This window comes from Streptomyces sp. NPDC055140 (assembly GCF_053607285.1).
Genome location: NZ_JBSGTG010000005.1, coordinates 30031 through 51405 on the forward strand (window position 1 = coordinate 30031; position 21375 = coordinate 51405).

Below are 21375 nucleotides of genomic sequence, written 5' to 3' on the forward strand. Positions count from 1 at the left end.
GGACGGTCGTCACGACGGTCGCGGTTGAAGCCACCACCGGAGGGACGGTCGTTGTCGCGGCGGAAGCCACCGGACGGACGGTCGTTGTCACGACGCTCGAAGGAACGGCCACCGCGGTCGTCACGACGGTCGCGGTCGAAGCCGCCACCGGAGGGACGGTCGTCACGACGGTCGCGGTTGAAGCCACCACCGGAGGGACGGTCGTTGTCGCGGCGGAAGCCACCGGACGGACGGTCGTTGTCACGACGGTCACGGTTGAAGCCGCCACCGGAGGGACGGTCGTCGCGACGGAAGCCACCACGGTCGTTGTCACGACGGTCACGGTTGAAGCCGCCACCGGACGGACGGTCGCGCTTCTCGTAGTTGCCCCGCTCGTCACGGCGCTGCGGGCGCTGCTCGTACGAGGACGAACGCTCCTGGCGCTCGGCCGGCGCGGCAGCCTGCTCCGGGACGGACGCCTCGGCGGCCTTCTCGGCAGCGGCGGCCACGGCGGCGGCGACACCCTCGGCGTCCTCGCCACGCTCACGGGCGGCACGCGCGGTGAGGCGGTCGGCCTCCTCGCGCAGCTCGCCGGCGCGGCGCGTGGCACGCTCCAGGTCCTTGGTGAGGGAGGTGACCTCACGCTCGGCCTGCTGCGCGGCGTTACCCGCGGACTCGGCCTGGACCTCGGTCATGGACCGGGCACCGGTGATCTCGGCGACCTCCGGGTCGAAGGCCGCACCGCCCTGGATGATGTGGCGCGAGGCGTCGACGCCCGCGTCCTCCATGAGGCGGAAGATCTGGCGGCGCTGGTGCGGCAGCGACAGGGAGACGACGACACCCGACTTGCCGGCACGCGCGGTACGGCCCGAGCGGTGCAGGTAGTCCTTGTGGTCACCGGCCGGGTCCACGTTCAGGACCAGGTCGATGCCGTCGACGTGGATACCGCGGGCGGCGACGTCCGTGGCGACGAGCGTGTTGACGTAGCCGTCCTTGAAGTCGGCGAGGACGCGGGTACGAGAACCCTGCGTCATGCCGCCGTGCAGCGCGTCGGCCTTCACACCGGCGTCCTGGAGCTGCTCGGCGATGCGGTCGGCGCCCAGCTGGGTGCGGACGAAGATGATCGTGCGGCCCTTGCGGGAGGCGATCGCGGCGGTGACCGGCGCCTTGTCCTTGGGCTTCACGATCAGGATGTGGTGGGTCATGGTCGTGACGGCGCCCTGGGCGGCGTCGACCTCGTGCGTGACCGGGTTGGTCAGGTAGCGCTTGACCAGCGTGGAGATCTCGTTCTCCATCGTGGCCGAGAACAGCATGCGCTGGCCGTCGGACGGGACCTGGTCGAGCAGCTCGGTGACCTCGGGCAGGAAGCCCAGGTCGGACATCTGGTCGGCCTCGTCCAGAACGGCGATCTCGACGTTCGCGAGCGAGCAGGCGCCGCGGTTGATGATGTCGCGCAGACGGCCCGGGGTGGCGACGAGGACGTCGACGCCGCGCTCGAGGGCGTAGATCTGGTTGCCCATGGACGTACCGCCGCAGACGACCTTCATCTTCAGGCCGAGGACGTCGCCGTAGGGCTGGAGGGCGTCGGCGACCTGCATCGCCAGCTCGCGGGTCGGGGTCAGGATGACCGCGCGGGGCTTCTTCTTCTCGGTGTGACCGCCGGCGAGACGCGCCAGGGTCGGCAGACCGAAGGAGAGGGTCTTGCCGGAGCCGGTGCGGCCACGGCCGAGGATGTCCTTGCCGGCCAGGGCGTCCGGGATGGTCGCGGCCTGGATCGGGAACGGCGCGGTCACGCCGTTCTGCGCGAGCTTGCGGACGATGCCCTCGGGCAGACCGAGGTCGCCGAAGGTCAGGGTGGGCTCGGCGGGGGTGTCGGTGTCGGTGTCGGCCTCGGCCGAGGCGCTGTCAGCGGCCTCTCCGACGGCAACGGCAGTCACGTCCTCGTCGACGGCGAGAACCTGCACGGCCTCGTCGTTCTCGGGCATGACGGTGTGGTCAGAACTGGAAATGGACATACGAAATGCGAAACCTTCCGGAGTCTCGGCACGCGCCCGTCAACTCCGTGAATTTCGCAAACGACCGCCTCAATGCGGTCCAGCCACGGCTGGGGAGAGAACGCGCCACGCGGCGCTCTCTTAACGGCGCCGGGCAATTGGTATCAAACGATCTACCACCATAGTCAGCCACCACCCTCCAGCGCAAACCGATCCCCTGAGACCCCGCTCACATCCGCCCCCGAGGTCACTCCTACGCGGGCATCCCCGCCTGCGGCGCCGGCTCCGGGACGATCCGCACCCGGGCCGACGCCTGCTCGTGCGCCGACGACGAGGGCTCCGCGGTGGTCGGGTCGGGCGTCGGCGTGGGGGTGTCCTGGGTCGGCGTGGGCGTGTCCGGCGGGGTGTGCGTCGGGGTGGGCCGGGACGGGGGCGTGGTCCGCCCGCTCGCCGACGGCTTCACCCGACCCGACGGCCGGCCCTTGGTGGCGCTCGCCGAGGGCGAGGCGGCACCCGAGGCCGCGTCGGGCGCGGTGCCGCTCGCCCCCGCCGACGGCGCCCCGTCCGCGCCCTCCCGGCCGCCCGCCTGCGCCCCGCCGCCCCCGGGGACCACCGCGCCACCGTCCGGGGCCGCCCGTCCGCCGTGCCGCCCCGCCGAGTGCGACGGAGCCGGCCCGCCCCCGTCGTGGGAGACGCTCATGCAGCCGGTGGTCGCCGCCGCGACGGCCACCACCGTCGCGGCCAGTCGAACCAGACGAGCCGGACGAGCCGGACGAGGGGGTACGGGCAGCTGGCGCACGGGCGAGCACCTCCGGGGCGCTGAAAAGCTGGGGCTGAGCCTGAAACGGGAACGGAAACCGCCGGAAAATCGACGTCACCGTTCCCAACTCCCGCCCCCCGCAAGAGGACACGCCCGCTCACGACCCGGCCGTCACCCGTATCCGAGGGCGTGCAGCCGCGCGTCGTCGATCCCGAAGTGGTGGGCGATCTCGTGGACGACGGTGATCTCCGTCTCCGCGACGACGTCCTCGCGGGCCTCGCACATCCGCAGCGTGGGTCCCCGGTAGATGGTGATGCGGTCGGGCAGCACGCCCGCGTACCACTCGCCGCGGTCGGTCAGCGGCGTCCCTTCGTAGAGACCGAGCAGCTCAGGGCCCTCGGCGGGGGGCTCGTCCTCGACGAACACCGCCACGTTGTCCATGAGCCGTGTCAGCTCCGGCGGAATCCGGTCCAGGGCTTCGGCGACCAGTTCCTCGAACTCCTCGCGCGTCATCTCCAGCACAGGGCCATTGTCGGCCACCCGCCCGCAGATCGACCTGTTCGTCCGGGCATACGGGCCCATCCGCATGGGCATACGGGACCAATGGCCCGCGCCCCCGCTGTCGCCGCCCTGTCCGCCCTGCGGAACATCCCCTCCGCGGTCGGCCGCCGCCATCGCGCCCGCCGCCGCCCCATCGTCGATCTCACCCTCCAGCCCCGCCCGTACCTCCGCGCCCTGGGCCTCGCGGCCGTCGTCCTCATGGGCGCGTGGCTCGGGCTGCTCGTCGTGGGGAACGTCCGCGTCCCGGTGGGCCCGATGGACACCCGGATGACGCTGCGCCCGTCCCTGACGGGCGGCACGAAGATCAACGTCTCGCCGCTCGGCTCCCTGGAGCTGAAGTCGCACACGGCCCCCATCCGCCTCGACGTGGACGTCGACCGCCTCGACCCGGTCCGCTCCGAGGCCCTGGTCAACCACCCCGAGCGCCTCTCGGGCCTCCAGGACGAGGTCACGCACGACATCGAGCACGGCACCCTCGACCTCGCCCTGCGCTCCTGCGTCGCCGTCGTCTCCGGCGCCACCGCGCTCGGCCTCGCGGTCTACCGCCGCCCCAGCCGCGCCCTGGGCGCCGGCGGCCTCGCGCTCGCCCTCCTGGCGGCCTCGGGAGGGGCGGCGTACGCGACCTGGAACCCCAAGTCGGTCCTGGAGCCGAAGTTCTCCGGCCTGCTCTCCTCGGCCCCCTCGGTCGTCGGCAGCGCACGCTCGATCGTCACCGAATTCGACGTCTACCAGAAGGAGTTGGCGCGCCTGGTGACCAATGTGACGAAGCTCTACGACGTGACGTCGACGCTCCCCGCGTACCGGCCGGACCCGTCCACGATCCGCGTCCTGCACGTCTCGGACATCCATCTGAACCCGGCCAGCTGGAAGATCATCTCCTCGCTCGTCGAGCAGTACGACATCTCGGTGATCGTCGACTCCGGCGACACGATGGATCACGGCTCCGCGGCCGAGAACCCGTTCCTCGACCCGATCAAGGACCTCGGTGCGCCGTACATCTGGGTCCGCGGCAACCACGACTCGGCGACCACCCAGCACTACCTCGAACACATCAAGAACGTCCGCGTACTCGACAACGGCAAGGCGGTCACCGTCGCCGGGCTGCGCTTCGCCGGCACCGGGGACCCCCAGTACACGCCGGACCGGGCGGTCAAGGCGCAGGGCGACCCGGCCGAGCGCATGGCGGGCATCCGGCTCGCCTCCGCGCTGCGCGACCAGCGGGTGGCGGGCACGCCGGTGGACATCGCGATCGCCCACAATCCGGTGGCCGCCCGCGAGACGGACGGCGCGGTCCCGCTGGTCCTCGCGGGCCACATCCATCACGAGCAGACCGAGGTGATGAAACTGGGCACGCGGCTGCGCATCGAGGGCTCGACCGGCGGCAGCGGTCTGCGCGCCGTCGACGACGCCTCCCCCGACCCGGTGCAGGCGTCGGTCCTCTACCTGGACCGCGACACCCGCCGCCTGCAGGCCTGGGACGAGATCGAACTGGGCGGTCTCGGCCTGACGACGGCACAGGTCAGCCGCCATCTGCCCAAGGAGAACCAGCCGGGCGCGACCCCCTCGCCGACGCCGCCCACGGGCTCGTCCACACCCTCGCCCTAAACCGTTTTGGCGATCCCTCCCCGCATCCCATATGCTTCTCACGTCCCCGACGCGCTGCGAAGCGCCCAGGCGGGCCAATTAGCCCTCATCGTCTAGTGGCCCAGGACGCCGCCCTTTCAAGGCGGTAGCACGGGTTCGAATCCCGTTGGGGGCACGCAACACCCTGTGCGACACTTGTCGCACAACAGCTTGGTCCTGTGGAGCAGTTTGGAGTGCTCGCCACCCTGTCAAGGTGGAGGCCGCGGGTTCAAATCCCGTCAGGACCGCTGCGATTCGTTCGCGAACCGCGTGGCTGGGTAGCTCAGTTGGTACGAGCGATCGCCTGAAAAGCGATAGGTCGCCGGTTCGATCCCGGCCCCAGCCACAAGATTCAGGCCCCGTCCCCGGACGGGGCCTGTTGCGTTTCCCCGGCGGACCACGGCCCGAGCCATCTCCCGCCGCCCGAATGCCGCGCCCCGGCCACTTTCCGAAAGCCCTGTCTCCGACCGGGCTTTCGGCGTATCCGGGCGCAGTCACCGGACAGGGTCACGCCCCCGGCGCCACCGCATGGGCCGGTTCCGTGGTGCGGCCACCCGGATGGCGGTGGCGCCAGACCCAGAAGATCGTGCTCGACAGGAGGGCCCACGCCGTGAGAACCACGAACGGGAACACGTGCTGGTACCCGCCGAAGTACACGGCCGTGTGCTGCGCGTTCACGGACGCGCCCGGCGGGAGCCACCGGCCGATGCGGCCGAGCACCGACGGCAGCAGCGGCCACGACACCGCGCCGCCCGACGACGGGTTGCCGAGGAGCACCATCAGCCCCCACGTCGGGATCATCGCCCAGCGCCCGAACAGCGTGTTGAACATCGTGAAGACCATCCCCGACGTGAACATCGTCAGCGCGAGGATCGCCCAGGACTCGGCGAACGGCAGATCGAGCGCGCCCAGCCACCAGTCCACGACCGCCGCGATCACGAAGGCCCCGAGCAGTGCGTACGCCACCGTGTAGGCGATGCGCTCCAGCGGATTGAGGGCGCGCGCGTGCACGCTCAGCTGAATCGCGCCGACGAAGCCGATGATGACCGCGGCCAGCGAGATGTAGAAGATCGCGAGGCCGCGCGGGTCGCCCTTCTGGAGCGGCTTGATGTCGGTCACGGTGACCGGGACCCCGAGCCCGGCCCCGACCTTTGGGGCGGTCTCGGCGAGGACCTGCGCGACCGAGGCACCGGAGGCGCTCGAGACCTCGAGCGCGACGCGGTCACCCTGCCGCACGTCGAGGATCGCAAAGACCCTCTGCTGGTCCACGCCCTCGACGGCCGCCGCGATGCTGTCGTAGGGGTGCACTTCGAGGGACGTGTTCAGCGCCTTCTCCATCCCGGCCAGGAACGCCCCGCCCTGCGTCGCGTTCGCCGCGCCCACCACCGCCGCGGGAATCCGGTGCGGCGTCGGGTTCGCCATCGTGTACGTGTACGAGCCCGCGAAGAGGCCCGCGGCGGCGGCCAGGATGAACACGAGGACGGTCGCGGGCAGGAACGGCGACTTCTTGAAGTCCTCCCAGCGCTCCCCGCGCGTGAGCGCCCGCCCGTGGGCGCCGTGCTCATGATCGTCGTCGCTCGGCTCCGGCATACGGACACGTTAAAACACACATAACGGACCTTCAGCGCCAACTACCCAGGTCTCCACCGAAACCGGCCCACCTCAAAACCATTCGCCACCCGTTTCTCCGAGGTGAGATCCTGGAGGACGTATGTCTACGCAGCCTGCCCCCGTCCTCGGCACCCTCGCCCAGCGCCTGTCCGAACTGTCCCTGCGCGATGCGCATCGGCTCGGCCGCAGGCTCGAAGGCGCGCGCCGCATCCGCAAGCCCGAAGCCCGGGCCGCCGTACTCGCCGAGATCGAGGTGGAGGCCGAGAAGGCCGAGGCCCGGACGGCGCAGCGCCGCGGCCGGTACGAGGCGCTCGAGATCACGTATCCCGAGCAGCTTCCCGTCAGCCAGAAGAAGGACGAGATCGCCGACGCGATCCGCGACCACCAGGTCGTGATCGTCGCGGGCGAGACCGGCTCCGGCAAGACGACCCAGATCCCCAAGATCTGTCTCGAGCTCGGCCGCGGCGTGCGCGGCATGATCGGCCACACCCAGCCCCGCCGGCTCGCGGCCCGCACGGTCGCCGAGCGGATCGCGGACGAGATGGACACCCCGCTCGGCGAGGCCGTCGGCTGGAAGGTCCGCTTCACGGACCAGGTCAACCCGGACGCGACGTTCGTGAAGCTGATGACGGACGGCATCCTGCTCGCCGAGATCCAGACGGACCGCGAACTGCGCGCGTACGACACGATCATCATCGACGAGGCCCACGAGCGGTCCCTGAACATCGACTTCCTGCTCGGTTATCTGGCGCAGCTGCTGCCCAAGCGCCCGGACCTGAAGGTCGTCATCACCTCCGCGACGATCGACCCCGAGCGCTTCTCGCGCCACTTCGGGGACGCCCCGATCGTCGAGGTCAGCGGCCGTACGTATCCCGTCGAGGTGCGCTACAGACCCCTGCTCGAAGAGGACTCCGACGAGGCCGACCGGGACCAGATCACCGCGATCACGGACGCCGTCGAGGAGCTCCAGCGCGAGGGCAAGGGCGACGTCCTCGTCTTCCTGTCCGGGGAGCGCGAGATCCGCGACACGGCGGACGCGCTGGAGAAGAAGAAGCTCCGGTTCACCGAGGTCCTGCCGCTCTACGCGCGCCTGTCGCACGCGGAGCAGCACCGCGTCTTCCAGCGCCCCTCCGGCTCGGTCCGCCGCATCGTCCTCGCGACGAACGTCGCGGAGACGTCCCTGACCGTCCCCGGCATCAAGTACGTGATCGACCCGGGCACCGCCCGCATCTCGCGGTACTCGCACCGCACGAAGGTGCAGCGCCTGCCCATCGAGGCGATCAGCCAGGCCAGCGCCAACCAGCGCAAGGGCCGCTGCGGCCGTACGTCGGACGGCATCTGCATCCGTCTGTACTCGGAGGACGACTTCGTCGCCCGCCCCGAGTTCACGGACGCGGAGATCCTGCGGACGAATCTCGCCTCCGTCATCCTCCAGATGACCGCGGCCGGGCTCGGCGACATCGAGAAGTTCCCCTTCATCGACCCGCCGGACCACCGCAACATCCGCGACGGCGTGCAGCTCCTCCAGGAGCTGGGCGCGCTGAACCCGGCGGAGAAGGACGTCCGTAAGCGCCTCACCGAGCAGGGCCGCAAGCTCGCCCAGCTGCCGGTGGACCCGCGCCTGGCCCGGATGGTCCTGGAGGCCGACAAGAACGGCTGTGTGCGCGAGGTCATGGTGATCGCGGCCGCGCTGTCCATCCAGGACCCGCGCGAGCGCCCCAGCGAGAAGCAGGCGCAGGCGGACCAGCAGCACGCCCGCTTCAAGGACGAGACGTCCGACTTCCTGGCGTTCCTCAACCTCTGGCGCTATGTGCGCGAGCAGCAGAAGACGCTCGGCTCGTCCGCGTTCCGCCGCATGTGCAAGTCGGAGTACCTGAACTTCCTGCGCATCCGCGAGTGGCAGGACATCTATACGCAGCTGCGTACGGTCGCCAAGCAGATGGGGATCCATCTGAACGAAGATGACGCCCCGGACCAGCAGGTCCACATCTCGCTGCTCGCCGGCCTGCTGTCCCACATCGGGATGAAGGACGTGAAGGAGTCCACGGACAAGGACCCCAAGCAGCGCGGCGGACGGAACGAGTACCTGGGTGCGCGCAACGCCAAGTTCGCCGTCTTCCCCGGCTCCGCCCTCTTCAAGAAGCCCCCGCGCTTCATCATGTCCGCCGAGCTCGTCGAGACGTCGCGGCTGTGGGCCCGCGTCAACGCGAGGATCGAGCCGGAGTGGGTCGAGCCCCTCGCCGAGCACCTCCTGAAGCGCACGTACAGCGAGCCGCACTGGGAGAAGGACCAGGCGGCCGTGATGGCGTACGAGAAGGTGACGCTGTACGGCGTCCCGCTCGTCGCCCAGCGCAAGGTGAACTACGGGCGCATCGAACCCGAGGTGAGCCGCGAGCTGTTCATCAGGAACGCGCTCGTCGAGGGCGACTGGCGCACCCACCACAAGTTCTTCTCGGACAACCGCAGGCTGCTCACCGAGGTCGAGGAGCTGGAGCACCGCGCCCGGCGCCGCGACATCGTCGTCGATGACGAGACGCTCTTCGACTTCTACGACCAGCGGGTCCCGGAGCATGTCGTCTCGGGCGCCCACTTCGACAGCTGGTGGAAGCACAAGAAGCTGGACGAGCCCGAACTCCTGGACTTCGAGCGTTCGATGCTCATCCGCGAGTCCGCGGAGGCCATCACCAAGGACGACTATCCGGACTCGTGGCGGCAGGGCCCGCTGAAGTTCCGGGTGACGTACCAGTTCGAGCCGGGCGCTGACGCGGACGGCGTGACCGTCCACGTACCGCTCCAGGTGCTCAACCAGGTCACGTCCGAGGGCTTCGACTGGCAGATCCCCGGCCTGCGCGAGGACGTGGTCACGGAGCTGATCCGCTCCCTGCCCAAGCCGGTCCGCCGGCACTACGTCCCCGCACCGAACTACGCGAAGGCGTTCCTGGAGCGGGCCGTGCCCCTGCAGGAACCGCTGCCCTCCACGCTCGCCCGCGAACTCCAGCGCATGGTCGGCGTCCCCGTCACCCCTGACGACTTCGACCTGTCCCGCGTACCCGACCACCTGAAGATCACGTTCAGGATCGTCGACGAGCGGCGCAGGACCCTCGCCGAGGACAAGGACCTGGAGGCGCTCAAGCTGCGCCTCAAGCCGAAGGCCCGCAAGGCGATCTCGCAGGCGGCAGCGGCCACGGCCGAGCGCTCGGGCGGCGAGTCCGTGGAGCGCTCGGGCCTCACGGACTGGACGATCGGCACGCTGAGCCGCGTCTTCGAGACCCGGCGCGCCGGCCAGCCAGTCAAGGCGTATCCGGCGCTGGTCGACGACGGCGACACGGTCTCGGTCCGGCTCTTCGACACGGAGGCCGAGCAGCAGCAGGCGATGTGGAAGGGCACGCGCCGGCTGATCCTGCGCAACATCCCGGTCAACCCGGGCAAGTTTGCCTCGGACAAGCTGACCAACCCCCAGAAGCTCGCCCTGTCCGCGAACCCGCACGGCTCGGTCCAGGCGCTCTTCGACGACTGCGCCATGGCCTCCTGCGACAAGCTCATCGCGGACTTCGGCGGCCCCGCCTGGGACGAGGAGTCGTACCGCAAGCTCTACGACAAGGTGCGCGCCGAGATCGTCGACACGACCGTACGGACGGTGGGCCAGGTACAGCAGGTGCTCGCCGCCTGGCAGGCCTGCGAGCGCCGTCTGAAGTCGACGAAGAGCCCGACGCTGCTCGCCAACCTCACGGACGTACGGGCGCAGTTGACCGCCCTGATCCGCCCCGGCTTCGTCACGGACACGGGCCTGCGGCGCCTGCCCGACCTGGTGCGCTACCTGGTCGCCGCCGACCGGCGCCTGACCCAGATGCCGACGAACGTCCAGCGGGACACGTCGCGCATGGAGAAGGTCCACGAGATGCAGGACGAGTACGCGTGGCTGCTCGAACAGATGCCGCAGGGGCGGCCCGTGCCGCAGGAAGTCCTGGACATCCGCTGGATGCTGGAGGAGCTGCGGGTCAGCTACTTCGCCCACGCGCTCGGCACCGCGTACCCGGTCTCGGACAAGCGGATCGTGAAGGCGATCGACGCTGCAGCGCCGTAACGGACCCGGCACGTTAAGTGAGTTCGACCGCCGGGCCTGCGCTGCTGTACAGTCTCATCTCGCAGCACAGAGCAACACCAAGTGCCGCGAGCAAGGTCCTGTGGAGCAGTTTGGAGTGCTCGCCACCCTGTCAAGGTGGAGGCCGCGGGTTCAAATCCCGTCAGGACCGCACGTAAGACTGAGGCCCGTACCCCGCGAGGGGTGCGGGCCTCAGTCGTGTGCCCCCGACCCGGGGGCCCCGCCCGCGGCGCTGCCGCCACCGAACACGGCAAATCCCGCCAGGACCGCACGTAGAACCAGGGCCCGTACCCCGCAGAGAGCGCGGGCCTCAGCCGTGTGCGCGCACGCGCGTACGGCCCCCGCCCCGCGCGTCCGCGCCTCCGTGCTCCACCCCCCGCCGTCTTGACGGCGCCCCGCTCCCCCGGTACTCAGACAGCAGGGATTCCCGACCCGGAGGTGGCGCATGGCGGCATCCGCCCGGCACGAGACGCGCGCCCTGCTGCGCGCGCACCTCTCCGCCGCCTCCGGCTACCGCCATCTGACCCGGCACTGCCCCGTCTGCCACCAACTCCTGCGCCTCGCCCTGGAGCCCGGCAGAGAGCCCGCAGGAGGCCCCGAGAAGGACTACGGGGCCCCGGAGGGCGAAAGTCCCCCCACCCCCTGACCGAAGGCGCCGGACGGCGACCCCAACTGGCGGGAGCCCGGGGGGAGAACGAGGACACCGCCACGCGAATCCCCTCTAACCCAGGGGACTCGCCAGTAACAAGTGTTCGAGTGTGTGACGGGTGTCACGGGACCAGTTTTGGAAACAGCGTTTCTTACACCCGTCCTACAACACCTCAATTTAATATGTGCAATTGCACCACCCCCAGGACCCTCCCGCGCACTCCCGAAGACCCACCCCGGGACCCCTCGAACGGACCTCCCCGACGACTCGCCGAGCACCCGCACGCACCCCCGGCAGGCACCCGCCGGCGGTCGATCAGGGACCCACAGGGCCGCCCACAAAGCCACGCGCGGGCACCCCGCGGAGCGCCCCACCCGCACGGATCCGCGCATAAAAAAATCGCGCTGGACCCGGCGGAGTCCAGCGCGATCGACGACGCACCCTTGAAGCATGAGCAGGCGTGGGCCTGTTGGGGCAGGACCCGCGTCGTATGGAGCTATAGGTTGGGCGCGAAAAGGGCTGGGGGCCCGGAACGCCCGGTTTATTCAGTTGTTCAGGCCTCGCTGCGCTGCTGCGGAATGCCCGCGAGCAGTGCGCGGACCTCTGCCTCGCGGTAGCGGCGGTGCCCGCCGAGCGTGCGAATCGACGTGAGCTTGCCAGCCTTTGCCCAGCGCGTCACCGTCTTCGGGTCGACGCGGAACATCGTGGCAACCTCAGCCGGGGTCAGCAGCGGCTCGGCATCAGGGGTGCGAGCGGTCATGAGCGGCCTCCTCGGGAGAACCGAACCTTCTCGGTTCATTCCTCTAAATTCTGCACCTTGACCCGCGTTGCCCGAAATGGCGGACGCGGGTCGAGTCGGTTATAGGACGAACGGCTTGTCCTCGGCACTACAACTACACCATCCGTCCAGCCGCGTCGGCCAAACCGATGGAATTGCCCTCCCAGGTGTTCATCAGCGACGGAAGCCGATGGACCATGCCATAGCGGACAGTCACGCCACTGTGACGATCAGTCACAGTGGCGCCAGGAGTCACGAGACCCCCCATAGCGTGCAATGCCGAGATTCCGGCTGAACGCGGACGAAAGCAGCCGGACGGAGACCTCCCCGGACTCCTTGTCCTATTTTGGCACGGGGAGGGGTGATGGGCGCAAGGGCGCAGTAAGTGCGGTCCGTCACGCTTGAGGCAAAAGCCCGGATCGGGACCTACGTCCCCGCACACCCGTACGGTCAGTTCGCGAACTGCCGGTCCCGCACGGCACGCCAACGTTCCATCAGCCGCGCGTACGCCGCCTCGGCCCCGTCACCGTCACCGCGCCGCAGCGCCTCGATCCCCTCCGCCACGTCCGCAGCGGAATGATCATCGTCCAGATCCTCCGCGGACAAAGCGTGCACCAGGCCGCCGTAGTCGAGTTCGACGAATGAACGCGGATGGAACTCTTCGAGCCAGCGCCCCACATCCACCAGGCCGTCGATCAGCGGCCCCTCGTCCATCGTGTCCCGCAGCGTGCGCAGGCCCCGCGCGACCCGGCGCCGCGCCTGCACCATCGGCGTCCGGTAGCGCAGCACCGGCGCATCGCCGTCCGCGCGGTCCGCGGCCCCCTTGCCGTACTCGCGCTCCTCGTCCGAGACGAGCACGAACCAGTTCAGCGGGATCTGCCAGGTGGAGGTGCGGATCCAGGGGCGGGCGTCGGGGTTGCGGGCGAGCCAGCGCTCGTAGTCCGCGGCGGACTGCCGGCGCACCACCGGCGGGAGCACCGCGTCCAGCACCGGTGTCGGCAGGCGGCCCGGCAGCTCGTCCAGCGCCTGCCAGCCGCGCAGCCGCGTGCGCCACGGACACACGCACACCACGCCGTCCGTCTCGATGACGAACGCGTCGTCGCTCTCGTGCACCGGCACGGGCACCGGCGGCGTCGGCAGCAAGTCGGCCAGCGAGCGCCGCAGTTCGTCCTGGCACGAGGGGCGTTCGCGGCGCTGCGCGTAACGCTCCCAGTGGCTCCGCTCCGGCTCGGGGAACGCCGCGAGGGGTTCGTACACGCGTAGGTACGACGCGTAGGGCACGGTCACCGAAGACACCTTGGGCACGGCTGCTCCCTCCCCCGGACTGCGCCTGGAAAACACTCCAAATCGTCCCATGGCCGAAGGCGAACGCACCTGGCCGGACACGCGCGTACTCCAGGAGAGGGTGATCCTCGGCACTGCGCATCTGGCGGCTCGGCGCAGGCCCTAGTCTCTTGCCCAACGGGACCCGCCACCCGTACGGGCACCGTCTCCAACCGCCGCTACTTACCCGGGAGTCACCACAGTGACCGACGTAACCGGCGCCCCTGCCGATGTTCTGCACACCCTGTTCCACTCGGAACAGGGCGGCCATGAGCAAGTCGTGCTCTGCCAGGACCGCGCCAGTGGCCTCAAGGCCGTCATCGCCATCCACAGCACCGCCCTGGGCCCCGCCCTCGGCGGCACCCGCTTCTACCCGTACGCGAACGAGGCGGAGGCCGTCGCCGACGCCCTGAACCTCTCGCGCGGGATGTCGTACAAGAACGCCATGGCCGGCCTCGACCACGGCGGCGGCAAGGCCGTGATCATCGGTGACCCCGAGACGATCAAGAGCGAGGAACTGCTGCTCGCCTACGGCCGCTTCGTCGCCTCGCTCGGCGGGCGCTACGTGACGGCGTGCGACGTCGGCACCTACGTCGCCGACATGGACGTCGTCGCGCGCGAGTGCCGCTGGACGACCGGGCGCTCCCCCGAGAACGGCGGCGCCGGCGACTCGTCCGTGCTCACCGCCTTCGGTGTCTTCCAGGGCATGCGGGCCTCCGCCCAGCACCTGTGGGGCGACCCGACGCTGCGCGGCCGCAAGGTCGGCATCGCGGGCGTGGGCAAGGTCGGCCACCACCTCGTGGAGCACCTCCTCACGGACGGCGCCGAGGTCGTGATCACGGATGTGCGCGAGGAGTCCGTGCGGCGGATTCAGGACAAGCACCCGTCCGTGCAGGCAGTGGCGGACACCGAGGCGCTCATCAGTACCGAGGGTCTCGACATCTACGCCCCGTGCGCTCTGGGCGGCGCGCTCAACGACGGCTCCGTCCCGGTCCTCACGGCGAAGATCGTCTGCGGCGCGGCCAACAACCAGCTCGCCCACCCGGGTGTGGAGAAGGACCTCGCCGACCGCGGGATCCTCTACGCGCCCGACTACGTCGTGAACGCCGGCGGAGTGATCCAGGTCGCCGACGAGCTGCACGGCTTCGACTTCGACCGGTGCAAGGACAAGGCGTCGAAGATCTTCGACACGACGCTGGCCATATTCGCGCGTGCGAAGGCGGACGGGATTCCGCCGGCCGCCGCGGCCGACCGGATCGCCGAGCAGCGCATGGCGGAGGCCCGCCGCCGCTGACGTTCGGGGCCCGGGAGCGGCCCGTGGGCGGATGCGGGAGACAAGACTCACGCCCGTCGGCGGGTCGCTCGCCAAGAAGAGGTTAAAATCGCAGCTGACCAGCGAGGACAGGGCACCTTGCTGGTCCTGCGCCCAGGCGCGTCCTGCGGGCGACGTACCGTATGGCCGCGGGAGCAGGTACCGTGGAAGCCCTAAGGACGGGTCTCTCTGCGGAGAGCCCGTTCGAGATCATGAACGCGTGTCAAGACTCTGGGGCCGTCGAGCCCCGTCACCGAGGGGGTCGAGCCATGGGGCGCGGCCGGGCAAAGGCCAAGCAGACGAAGGTCGCCCGCCAGCTGAAGTACAGCAGCGGCGGGACTGACCTCTCGCGTCTGGCCAATGAGCTGGGCGCTTCGACCTCGAATCAGCCGCCGAATGGCGAGCCGTTCGAGGACGACGACGAGGAAGACGACCCGTACGCCCAGTACGCGGATCTGTATAACGACGACGAGGATGACGAGGACTCGGACGAGTCCGGTCCCTCGGCGCAGCGCCGCGGCGCTTGACCTCGCAGTCCTGCAGTCTGCAGTCCAGCAGTAGTTCTTCGCAGTTCTCGTTTTCGTAGCAACTGCACTTCACCCGGTCCGGGGTGGTCACACCGCCGGACCGGGTTTTGTGCTGCCCTGCGGGCCTTACTTGCTGTAGTCACCCGTGAGGGCCGCGCCCGTGGCGTGCTCACCGCGCTCGGTGATCTCACCGGCGACCCACGAGTCCACGCCGCGGTCGGCGAGCGTCGCGAGCGCGGAGTCCACCGCGTCCTGGGGGACGATCGCCATCATGCCGACGCCCATGTTCAGCGTCTTCTCGAGCTCCAGGCGCTCCACGGAGCCGGCCTTGCCGACGAGGTCGAAGATCGCGCCGGGCGCCCACGTGGAGCGGTCCACGGTGGCGTGCAGGCCGTCCGGGATGACCCGGGCCAGGTTGGCCGCGAGGCCGCCGCCCGTGATGTGGCTGTACGCGTGGACGTCCGTGGTGCGGGTCAGCGCCAGGCAGTCCAGCGAGTAGATCTTGGTGGGCTCCAGAAGCTCCTCGCCGAGCGTGCGGCCGAGCTCCTCGATGTGCTGGTCGAGCTTCAGGTTCGCGCGGTCGAAGAGGACGTGGCGGACCAGCGAGTACCCGTTCGAGTGAAGGCCGGAGGACGCCATGGCGATCACCGCGTCACCCGTACGGATACGATCCGGGCCGAGCAGCCGGTCGGCCTCCACGACGCCGGTGCCTGCGCCCGCGACGTCGAAGTCGTCCGGGCCGAGCAGGCCCGGGTGCTCCGCGGTCTCGCCGCCGACGAGGGAGCAGCCGGCGAGGACACAGCCCTCGGCGATGCCCTTCACGATGGCGGCGACACGCTCGGGGTGCACCTTGCCGACGCAGATGTAGTCGGTCATGAACAGCGGCTCGGCGCCGCACACCACGATGTCGTCCATGACCATCGCAACGAGGTCGTGACCGATGGTGTCGTACACGCCGAGGCGGCGGGCGATGTCGACCTTCGTGCCGACTCCGTCCGTGGCGGAGGCGAGCAGCGGACGCTCGTAACGCTTGAAGGCGGAGGCGTCGAAGAGGCCGGCGAATCCGCCGAGACCGCCGAGGCCGGCGACCTCGGGGCGCTGCGTCTTCTTCACCCACTCCTTCATCAGTTCGACGGCGCGGTCGCCCGCTTCGATGTCGACGCCCGCGGACGCATAGCTGGCACCAGGTGTCTCAGACATGGCTTGAGAACTTTCGTGTCGTACGACGGGGGTCTTACGGGCGACGGAGGGCGTCGTCGGCGGCGGTGTTCGCCGGTCCTGCCGCGAGCTCGGTCTCCAGGAGCTGCTTGCCGAGCAGCTCGGGGTCGGGGAGGTCCATCGGGTACTCGCCGTCGAAGCAGGCGCGGCACAGGTTCGGCTTGTCGATGGTCGTGGCCTCGATCATGCCGTCGATGGAGATGTAGGAGAGGGAGTCGGCGCCCAGGGACTTGCCGATCTCGTCGATCGACATGCCGTTGGCGATCAGCTCGGCACGCGTCGCGAAGTCGATGCCGAAGAAGCACGGCCACTTCACGGGGGGAGAGGAGATCCGGATGTGGATCTCGGCCGCGCCCGCTTCGCGGAGCATGCGGACCAGGGCGCGCTGGGTGTTGCCGCGCACGATCGAGTCGTCGACGACGACCAGCCGCTTGCCCTTGATGACTTCCTTGAGCGGGTTGAGCTTCAGCCGGATACCGAGCTGCCGGATGGTCTGCGAGGGCTGGATGAAGGTCCGGCCGACGTACGCGTTCTTGACCAGTCCCGCGCCGAACGGAATGCCGGAGGCCTCCGCGTAACCGATCGCGGCGGGGGTGCCCGATTCCGGCGTCGCTATGACCAGGTCGGCCTCGACCGGTGCTTCCTTGGCGAGTTTGCGGCCCATCTCCACGCGGGAGAGGTACACGTTCCGCCCGGCGATGTCGGTGTCGGGGCGGGCCAGGTAGACGTACTCGAAGACACAGCCCTTGGGCTTCGCTTCTGCGAATCGGGAGGTGCGCAGGCCGTTCTCGTCGATGGCGACGAACTCGCCCGGCTCGATCTCACGCACGTAACTGGCGCCGCAGATGTCGAGAGCGGCGGACTCGGAGGCGACGACCCAGCCGCGCTCGAGCCGGCCGAGGACCAGCGGGCGGATGCCCTGCGGGTCGCGGGCCGCGTAGAGGGTGTGCTCGTCCATGAAGACGAGGGAGAAGGCGCCCTGAACCTCCGGAAGGATCTTGGCGGCGGCGTCTTCAATGGTCAGCGGCTTGCCGTCGTCGTCGACCTGGCCCGCGAGGAGCGCGGTGACGAGGTCGGTGTCGTTGGTCGCCGCGAGTTGGGTGTTGCGGCCGTTCTCCTTGGGGAGGGCCGCGACCATCTCGGCGAGCTGCGCCGTGTTGACCAGGTTGCCGTTGTGGCCGAGCGCGATCGAGCCGTGCGCGGTGGCACGGAACGTCGGCTGGGCGTTCTCCCACACGGAGGCGCCGGTGGTCGAGTAGCGGGCGTGACCGACCGCGATATGACCTTGGAGCGAACTGAGAGAGGTCTCGTCGAAGACCTGGGACACGAGGCCCATGTCCTTGAAGACGAGAATCTGGGAGCCGTTGCTCACCGCGATTCCCGCGGATTCCTGACCTCGATGCTGGAGGGCGTAGAGCCCGAAGTAAGTGAGCTTGGCGACCTCTTCACCGGGAGCCCAGACACCGAAGACGCCACAAGCGTCCTGGGGGCCTTTCTCGCCGGGGAGCAGATCATGATTGAGTCGACCGTCACCACGTGGCACGTCTCCGAGTGTAGGCGAGATCGACCACTGGTCCGAATTGGCGAACGTGATCCCGCGCCTGGTCGAGCCGGTGGCGCCCGCCCCCGAGGCCGTGGCCCGGGGGTGCTTCGCCCCTCACCGGCCCACTTTCGCCCGTCCCGCCCCTTCGGCGCGATCATGACTCTGACCTGGTTCTTCGTGTGCTAAGGGCATTGCTGGGCGGGCTCGGGGGCGGCGTCGGCGGCGGGGGCGGGGCGGTGGGCGCCGGAGGGGGCGGCGCCGGGCGCGACGGCGGGGGCGAGTGTGACGGAATTCGCTGCGGAGGTGCGGGGGCGAGGGCCGGGGATGGGGGCCTGGATGGGGGAGCCAGGGGCCGAGGGCCGGGGGTGCCGTCCGGTCAGCCGCGGCCGGCTCCCGCCACGGCGCCGGTTCCGTCGGGGGCCGTCAGCGTGAGGGTGCGGCCCTGGACCTCGTACGACAGTTTCTGGGCGAAGAGCTTCAGGAGGGTGCGTTCGGTGTCCATGCGCGGGCCCTGGCAGAGCATGCGGGTCGTGACGGGCCTGCCGAGCGTGAGGTGGCCGTCGCCGAACTCGGCCTTCGCTCGGAACCGGTTGCAGCCGAGGCTGCCGGTGGCGGTGCCGTCCTTGCCCGCCTTGCCCGCCTTTTCGAAGGTCATCCTGGCCCGGCCCGCCACCTCCTTCGGCAGTGAGGTCGCGACGTCGTCGGAGAGCAGGCTCGTGACGGTCCACTCGGTGCCGGTCAGCGGGGCCGGACGTTCCTTGACCAGGGCGATCGTGTCGCCGTCGTCGGTGGTGAGGGTGAGGTGGTCACCGTCGGTCCTGGCCTTGTTGCTGCCGCCGATGGCGCGGCTGAAGGTCTTCTCGAAGTCCCGCTGCTTCTTGTCCATGCACATCGACATCGTCACGGTGCTCCTGCCGATACGGATCGTGTCGCCGTCGATCTCGGCCTCCGCGTCGAAGCTGTTGCAGCCGTTGTTGCCGCGCGCCCGGTCCACCGAGGGGAACTCCACGTACGCACTCTCGGGGGCCTGTGCAGTGGCGCCGTCTACGGTGACGCTCTCGACGTTCCAGCGGACCCCGGTGACGGGCGTACCCCCGACGGACACGGTCTGTGATCCGCACGCTGCGACGGCCGCGAGGGGCAGGAGCGCGGCAAGGACGGTGAGGTTCCGGGATTGCGTGTGCATGGCGATTGGACGGTTCGGGTGGGCGGATCGGTTCCCCCCGGTCACGAGGGCTAGCCCATGAGGGGCAGCAGCTTGCTGAGATCGGCCCGCTCGCCGCTCGCGCTGACCTTCGCGTCGTCCAGGGCTGCGCGCCACCCGACGCGTCCGGTGGCGAGGCGGATCCAGGTGAGCGGGTCCGTCTCGACGACGTTCGGCGGGGTGCCTCGGGTGTGGCGGGGGCCCTCGACGCACTGGACGACGGCGAACGGCGGGATCCGCACCTCGGTCGACGCGCCGGGCGCCTTCACGGCGAGGGCGTCGGCGAGCAACCGTGTGCAGGCGGCCAGCGCCTGGCGGTCGTACGGGACGTCGAGGCCCGGCAGCGCGTCGTTCAGGTCGTCGGTGTGGACGACGAGTTCGACGGTACGGGTGACGAGGAAGTCGGCGAGGGTCATGGCGCCGAACCGCGTGGGGACGAGGCGGGTGTCGGGGGCCTCGGCGAGGGCCGTCTCAACACGGGCAGTAGTGCGCGCGAAGAGTTCCTCGGGTGTGGCGCTCGCGGCGAGTTCCCGGGTGCCGTCGGCGATGGCGGTGGACTCGGTAGCGGTCCCCGACGGCCAGTCCAGGAGCGGGAGTTCATGCTTGGCCGGCTCGGGCATCTCCAGCCCCCTGGCCACCGCACCGACCGCCATCGTGAAGTGCGCCGCCAGCTCCCGCACGGTCCAGTCGCCAAGCCGTGTCGGCGCGCTCAGCTGCTCTTCCGTGAGGCCCGCCACCGCTTCCCGTACGAGGGCGAACTGGGCGAGCACCGCCGTCCGGATCCTGGCGGAGTCATAGGAGCGTGCACGCTTCTTGGCGGGAGGCATGGGGGGAGCCTATGCCGCGACCGGCGCCCGGCACCTCACAGATTGGGGCCGCCTAGTCCGCGTCCGCCCGGAACGTCGAGGAGGCCGGGAATCTGACCTTCGAGCAGCCGCGGCGCTCGGTGATATCGGTGACGTAGGAGCGGAACACCTTCGCCATCCGGGAAGTCGCCACGCGGTCGTACCCCAGGGCGAGGGTCATCGTGTGGATCTGTGGCCTGCCGTCGCAGACGGAGGAGGCCCACCAGATGGGGTCCTCGGTACTACGGCCGGCCTTCCCCGGCTCGGCGGGCTCCGGACGCTCGTCGGCGACGGAGGTGCTGGTCAGCAGGACCTCCGTGGCGTCCGGACCGGAGTAGGTGTGCAGGGAGACGAACCACTTGCCGGGGCGGTCCGGTTCGTTGAGGTATTCATGTTCGTCCGCGGTCGCGGAGTAGAGAGCGTTCGCCCGGCCTTCGCTGAGGATGAGCCCGCACTGCTCGTCCCAGAGTCTCGCGTCCGTACGGCTCTCGACGACCTGGTCCGGATAGCGCGACCCGCGCGAGGCGTAGCCCGACTTGCCGTACCAGGCGCAGGTGCCCTCGGCGCGGGCCGCCGGTATCGGTCCCTCAGGCAGGGCCGGGACGTCGTCCGGGGTGTCGGGGAGACGGTCGGCGCAGCCCAGCCGCTCGGCGAGGTTGTTGGCGGTGAGCACGGCGGTGTCCGCGAGGACGGCGCGGTCCGACGCGCTCAACTGGCCGCTCTCCATGAACGACCGCTCCGGGTCCAGCAGTTCGGCACGGGCCCACAGCGCCTTGATCGGCCGTGTGCCCACCTTGCCCTCGGGGCACTGCAGCCGCACGACGGCGCCGGAGTCGGTGACCATGCCCGCGATACCGCCGCCCAGCGGCTGGGACGGGTAGGCGCGCCCGTCGAAGTAGTCGACGAGCTCCTCCAACGGGTCGTCGGCGATCACTTCCCGCGAGGCCGGCAGGACGCCCACGGAGCCGACGAAGAACATGCGCCCGCCGTCGGAGCCGCGCTTCTCCCCGGCCTCGGTGCTGAACAGCGCGCACTCCTGACCCGAGACCAGGTCGTCGAGGTCGATGGGGTCGTCGGAGACCTTGTGCGTGACAGTGCCGCCCGCCGGGGACAGCGCGAGCACCCGGCCCGCCGGTACGAGCCCCGCGCACGCCGCGTCGATCTGATGCCGAGCGCTCAGGACCTGCCAGATCTCCTTGCCGCCCCAGCCGATACCGAGGACGGCGGCCAGGCACAGCAGCACATTGGCGGTCTTCCGCACACCCTCCGGTACCCGCACCGCTCCCCCGTCCCCCGTGGCTCCCAGCACCACCGAAGCTACCAACCGCCACTGACAACGCGAAGTC

The 21375-nt window shown here is 70.0% G+C and carries 16 protein-coding genes and 4 tRNA genes; 9 read left to right on the plus strand and 11 right to left on the minus strand.

The window, feature by feature from the left end:
* The 3 genes from ACWFR4_RS12090 to ACWFR4_RS12100 all read right to left on the minus strand — a co-directional run.
* Nucleotides 1-1994, minus strand: a 1994-nt coding sequence (locus ACWFR4_RS12090) for a DEAD/DEAH box helicase (protein WP_453652203.1), incomplete at its 3' end; no start/stop codon positions are given.
* Nucleotides 1995-2226: 232 nt separating this feature from the next.
* The gene (locus tag ACWFR4_RS12095; RefSeq protein WP_453652205.1) at nucleotides 2227-2673 is read right to left on the minus strand and encodes a hypothetical protein; all 447 of its coding nucleotides are present in this window, start codon (nucleotides 2671-2673) and stop codon (nucleotides 2227-2229) included.
* 231 nt (nucleotides 2674-2904) lie between these two features.
* Nucleotides 2905-3255: a metallopeptidase family protein gene (locus ACWFR4_RS12100; RefSeq protein WP_453466919.1), complete on the minus strand. Its 351-nt coding sequence runs from the start codon at nucleotides 3253-3255 to the stop codon at nucleotides 2905-2907.
* Nucleotides 3256-3336: 81 nt separating this feature from the next.
* On the opposite strand from ACWFR4_RS12100, the gene ACWFR4_RS12105 reads away from it, so the two are divergent.
* The 4 genes from ACWFR4_RS12105 to ACWFR4_RS12120 all read left to right on the plus strand — a co-directional run bounded on the left by ACWFR4_RS12105 (nucleotide 3337) and on the right by ACWFR4_RS12120 (nucleotide 5263).
* The gene (locus ACWFR4_RS12105; RefSeq protein WP_453652207.1) at nucleotides 3337-4899 is read left to right on the plus strand and encodes a metallophosphoesterase family protein; all 1563 of its coding nucleotides are present in this window, start codon (nucleotides 3337-3339) and stop codon (nucleotides 4897-4899) included.
* An 81-nt stretch (nucleotides 4900-4980) separates the two neighbouring features.
* A tRNA-Glu gene (locus ACWFR4_RS12110) sits at nucleotides 4981-5053 on the plus strand.
* A gap of 37 nt (nucleotides 5054-5090) precedes the next feature.
* Nucleotides 5091-5165 (plus strand) — tRNA-Asp (locus tag ACWFR4_RS12115).
* Between the two features lie 24 nt (nucleotides 5166-5189).
* Nucleotides 5190-5263, plus strand: a tRNA-Phe gene (locus tag ACWFR4_RS12120).
* 161 nt (nucleotides 5264-5424) lie between these two features.
* Here ACWFR4_RS12120 and ACWFR4_RS12125 read toward each other — a convergent pair.
* A complete protein-coding gene (locus ACWFR4_RS12125) occupies nucleotides 5425-6507 on the minus strand; it encodes an ABC transporter permease (RefSeq protein ID WP_453652209.1) in 1083 nt (360 codons plus the stop codon).
* A 121-nt stretch (nucleotides 6508-6628) separates the two neighbouring features.
* Between ACWFR4_RS12125 and hrpA the strand changes: the two genes are divergently transcribed.
* From hrpA to ACWFR4_RS12140, 3 genes are all read left to right on the plus strand, one after another.
* Nucleotides 6629-10612, plus strand: coding sequence for an ATP-dependent RNA helicase HrpA (gene hrpA, locus ACWFR4_RS12130; RefSeq protein ID WP_453466913.1), 3984 nt, complete (start codon nucleotides 6629-6631; stop codon nucleotides 10610-10612).
* A 94-nt stretch (nucleotides 10613-10706) separates the two neighbouring features.
* Nucleotides 10707-10781: transfer RNA gene (locus ACWFR4_RS12135), tRNA-Asp, on the plus strand.
* A 294-nt stretch (nucleotides 10782-11075) separates the two neighbouring features.
* Complete coding sequence (locus ACWFR4_RS12140) at nucleotides 11076-11276, plus strand: DUF6274 family protein (protein ID WP_453468186.1); 201 nt, start codon at nucleotides 11076-11078, stop codon at nucleotides 11274-11276.
* 556 nt (nucleotides 11277-11832) lie between these two features.
* Here ACWFR4_RS12140 and bldC read toward each other — a convergent pair.
* Together bldC and ACWFR4_RS12150 are read right to left on the minus strand one after the other, a co-directional pair.
* Nucleotides 11833-12039, minus strand: a complete 207-nt coding sequence (bldC, locus tag ACWFR4_RS12145; RefSeq protein WP_003949541.1) for a developmental transcriptional regulator BldC — start codon at nucleotides 12037-12039, stop codon at nucleotides 11833-11835.
* A 468-nt stretch (nucleotides 12040-12507) separates the two neighbouring features.
* Nucleotides 12508-13362 (minus strand): hypothetical protein, encoded by an 855-nt coding sequence (locus ACWFR4_RS12150; protein ID WP_453468185.1) that lies wholly within the window; start codon nucleotides 13360-13362, stop codon nucleotides 12508-12510.
* Between the two features lie 220 nt (nucleotides 13363-13582).
* Here ACWFR4_RS12150 and ACWFR4_RS12155 point away from each other — a divergent pair, with 220 nt between their 5' ends.
* Nucleotides 13583-14674, plus strand: coding sequence for a Leu/Phe/Val dehydrogenase (locus ACWFR4_RS12155; protein WP_453468184.1), 1092 nt, complete (start codon nucleotides 13583-13585; stop codon nucleotides 14672-14674).
* 287 nt (nucleotides 14675-14961) lie between these two features.
* Entirely contained in the window at nucleotides 14962-15219 is a 258-nt protein-coding gene (locus ACWFR4_RS12160) for a DUF3073 domain-containing protein (protein ID WP_266672104.1), read from the plus strand.
* Between the two features lie 126 nt (nucleotides 15220-15345).
* On the opposite strand, the gene purM is transcribed toward ACWFR4_RS12160, so the two are convergent.
* The 5 genes from purM to ACWFR4_RS12185 all read right to left on the minus strand — a co-directional run bounded on the left by purM (nucleotide 15346) and on the right by ACWFR4_RS12185 (nucleotide 21308).
* A complete protein-coding gene (gene purM / locus ACWFR4_RS12165; protein ID WP_453468183.1) occupies nucleotides 15346-16419 on the minus strand; it encodes a phosphoribosylformylglycinamidine cyclo-ligase in 1074 nt (357 codons plus the stop codon).
* Nucleotides 16420-16453: 34 nt separating this feature from the next.
* Nucleotides 16454-17980, minus strand: a complete 1527-nt coding sequence (gene purF, locus ACWFR4_RS12170; protein WP_453468182.1) for an amidophosphoribosyltransferase — start codon at nucleotides 17978-17980, stop codon at nucleotides 16454-16456.
* 376 nt (nucleotides 17981-18356) lie between these two features.
* Nucleotides 18357-19166 carry an META domain-containing protein gene (locus ACWFR4_RS12175; RefSeq protein WP_453652211.1) on the minus strand — a complete coding sequence of 270 codons (810 nt, stop codon included), beginning with the start codon at nucleotides 19164-19166 and terminating at the stop codon, nucleotides 18357-18359.
* 50 nt (nucleotides 19167-19216) lie between these two features.
* On the minus strand, nucleotides 19217-20011 hold the full coding sequence (locus ACWFR4_RS12180; RefSeq protein WP_453652213.1) for a sterol carrier family protein: 795 nt from the start codon (nucleotides 20009-20011) through the stop codon (nucleotides 19217-19219).
* A 52-nt stretch (nucleotides 20012-20063) separates the two neighbouring features.
* The gene (locus tag ACWFR4_RS12185; protein WP_453652215.1) at nucleotides 20064-21308 is read right to left on the minus strand and encodes a hypothetical protein; all 1245 of its coding nucleotides are present in this window, start codon (nucleotides 21306-21308) and stop codon (nucleotides 20064-20066) included.
* Between the last annotated feature and the right edge of the window lie 67 nt (nucleotides 21309-21375).